Origin of the sequence: Mameliella sp. MMSF_3455, assembly GCF_030733205.1 — a bacterium.
Taxonomy (GTDB): domain Bacteria; phylum Pseudomonadota; class Alphaproteobacteria; order Rhodobacterales; family Rhodobacteraceae; genus Antarctobacter.
The window spans coordinates 1-2,172 of record NZ_JASHJL010000100.1 but is presented as its reverse complement, the minus strand read 5'-3'; the positions used below and the strand labels follow the sequence as shown (position 1 = coordinate 2,172).

The 2,172-nt window shown below is 65.8% G+C and carries 3 protein-coding genes and 1 pseudogene; 1 reads left to right on the top strand and 3 read right to left on the bottom strand.

The features are described from left to right. A pseudogene (locus tag RBB42_RS27995) lies at positions 1–242 on the bottom strand (5-aminolevulinate synthase); the annotation flags it as partial. A 212-nt stretch (positions 243–454) separates the two neighbouring features. Here RBB42_RS27995 and idi point away from each other — a divergent pair. After that, the gene (gene idi, locus RBB42_RS27990) at positions 455–991 is read left to right on the top strand and encodes an isopentenyl-diphosphate Delta-isomerase (RefSeq protein WP_305972708.1); all 537 of its coding nucleotides are present in this window, start codon (positions 455–457) and stop codon (positions 989–991) included. A gap of 123 nt (positions 992–1,114) precedes the next feature. Here idi and RBB42_RS27985 read toward each other — a convergent pair whose 3' ends face one another. Both RBB42_RS27985 and RBB42_RS27980 read right to left on the bottom strand, forming a co-directional pair. Beyond that, positions 1,115–1,762: a M15 family metallopeptidase gene (locus RBB42_RS27985; RefSeq protein WP_305972709.1), complete on the bottom strand. Its 648-nt coding sequence runs from the start codon at positions 1,760–1,762 to the stop codon at positions 1,115–1,117. A gap of 78 nt (positions 1,763–1,840) precedes the next feature. Continuing rightward, a partial coding sequence (locus RBB42_RS27980) for an SH3 domain-containing protein (RefSeq protein WP_305972710.1) occupies positions 1,841–2,172 on the bottom strand: 332 nt, incomplete at its 5' end.

Sequence of the window (2,172 nt, the reverse complement as noted above, 5' to 3'; positions counted from 1 at the left end):
CCGCCCGCCCCGGTGCCGCACTGGTCCACCACCTCCTTCATCCGCGCGCGAACCGCCGGATGCTGGCCCATCCCGAGGTAGTCGTTCGAACACCAGACAGTAATATCTTGCGCGCGCCCCTCCGCCTGGTGTCGAGCCTTGGGAAAGGCGTGGCAGTCCCGATCCAGCTCGGCGAAGAAGCGATAGTTGCCCTCTGCTTTCAGGTCGTCCAATTGGGCGGTGAACAGGGCGTCGAAATCCATCGGGCGTCTCCAGTCTCGATCTTCGGCATCCGGCCGGATGGTCCCGGCACGGACAAATGCCCAACGAGCCTAGGCGCACGGGCCGGCATGGGACAGTCCGGTTTTCCTGAGGTGAGCCTGTTCCCGGGCGGTTTCGACGTGCAAAGACCCCGCGCCTGCCCCTATAAGTGGCCAATCCTGACCCATCACGAGGGGCCAAGCCCCGGACCGCCATGACGATCATGATTCCCGCCTGGGTGGATGGCACCCTGCAACCGGTGGAAAAGCTGGAAGCCCACGAACGCGGCCTGAAACACAAGGCCGTGTCGGTCTTTGTCACGCGCGGGGACGAGGTGCTGATCCAGCGCCGGGCCTTGGGCAAGTATCACACGCCCGGGCTTTGGGCGAATACCTGTTGCACCCACCCCGAATGGGACGAATCCGCGGCCGCCTGTGCGGTGCGCCGGTTGCAGGACGAACTGGGCATCACGGGCGTTGCGCCCCGTCACATGGGGCAGGTCGAATACCGGGCCGGGGTGGGCGATGGCATGGTCGAGCACGAGGTGGTCGAGATCTTTCGCGCCGAAGCCGTAGCCGGGATGACCCTGGCGCCGAACCCCGAGGAGGTCATGGACATCCGCTGGGTGCGGCGTGGCGAACTGGCGGCAGAGGTGCGCGAGACGCCCGAGCAGTTCACACCCTGGCTGCGCATCTACCTGGATCGGCACGCGGGCCTCGTCTTTGGGCCCGACAATTGGGCGGCAGGCTGACAGGGCGCGCCCACGCGGTCGTGACACCGATCAGCAGGCCAACCGGCTACCCGAAATGAGCGGTCATTCAAGTACGCTATCCCGCACCCCAAGCCACTGGGGCGGCGGCTGTTTGCTGCCGTGTCAGTTCCCCGTGGCAGAGAAGTGCTGGTAGTCCTTCATCGAAGTCCAATCGCCGCCCCAGCCCCAGCCGCGTTTCTTGAATGCCGTCACCACGGCGTCCCCGGCAACGATCACCCCCCGCGACCTTGCGCGCCGCTCGCCCGGGGCGTCGTAGTCGACGCCGGCCGAGGGCGAGGTGCGCCCGCCCGAAACAAAGGGATTCTGCACCGGGTTGATGTCGACGGCGCGCCCCAGCGCATGTTGGGACAGGCGCGAGGTGCCCGCCACGACACGACAGTTGAAGGCGCTTGTGTTGTTGGCCGCCATCGAAAACCCGTCATCACCGCGAAAGTGATGCACCAGCCGCATGCTCTGGATCGGGTACCCGGCGGCGTGGATTTCGGCGAAGATGTCCAGAATGTCGTTGGACACATCTGTGGCGACAATCAACTCGCCCTGCCGGGTACGGCCCTTGAAATCGACATATGGCACGGTCAGCAGGCGCAGATCTTCGCGCGCCGGGCAGGGCAGGTTCGCGTGCCAGCTGACACCCTGCATCGCGGCCCAGGTGGCATCGGGGATCGGCTGGGCCGTGCCCCGCGCCTGCGCGCTGGCCATCGAGGCCGAAATCACCATGCCAAGCACTCCGGCCCAAAGGACTATCCGCATCCTGTCTCTCCTGTTCATCTCGCCTTTGCCAAAGGGAAGCCCGCGGGAGCGGGTGCTGCAAGTCAGGTAATCCGGCACTTATTCGGCCAGGAAGTGCCGACTGACGAACCCCGTGTTCCCGTCCGACGCAACCACCTGGTACCACAGCATGTTCTCGGCAATGCAGCCTTCGGCCTCGCGTCGCAGGTCCTGCGCCTGCGGTTCCGCGGCAAAGGCCGAGCAGATGTTGAGGCAGGTCTGTCCCCGCTGCGAGTCGCGCAGTGGCACAAGGCGACCCGTATCTGGAACCTGAACCCGTTCGGCCAATCGCAACTGCCCGACGATGGGGGCACGCAGACCGGGCGCGGCGCGCAGATTGACGAAGTCATTGACGTTGATGACCCGGGCCGAAGCGCTCGCCAGCCGGCAGT